This is a genomic window from Vibrio sp. 03_296 (assembly GCF_002265885.1).
The window spans coordinates 1-393 of the sequence record NZ_NPKW01001309.1; the positions used below are offsets into that span (position 1 = coordinate 1).

Sequence of the window (393 nt, forward strand, 5' to 3'; positions counted from 1 at the left end):
ACCAAGCAAGATGATTTTGAAGAGACGAACAGGGTCAACAGGTGGACGCCCATTATCTTTACAATAAAGATGAGCGACTTCATCACGAATGAATTCAAAGTCGATAGCATTATCGATTTTGCGCACTAAATGGTCTTTAGGAACTAACTGTTCCATCGTCACCATTTCCAGTTCGTATTGTTGCGGGGTGGGTTCTTGAAGCATATCGGAGTATCCATATTTCGATACCCCTATTAGATCAAAGGTCTAGCTCGAAAGCTAGACCTTTGTCAGCAGTCTGACGCCACTCGAGGTGAGTGGCGTTTTCTTAAGGTTCGTCTTTTTATTGACGACGCATTGCGTCAAAAAAACTCATCATTGGTTTTTCGTCATCGCAAGCTTGTCGATGAGGAA

1 pseudogene is annotated in these 393 nt (G+C 43.0%); it reads right to left on the reverse strand.

Annotation, left to right across the window (positions count from 1 at the left end):
- A pseudogene (locus CIK04_RS31725) lies at positions 1–204 on the reverse strand (IS5/IS1182 family transposase); the annotation flags it as partial.
- Positions 205–393: the final 189 nt, after the last annotated feature.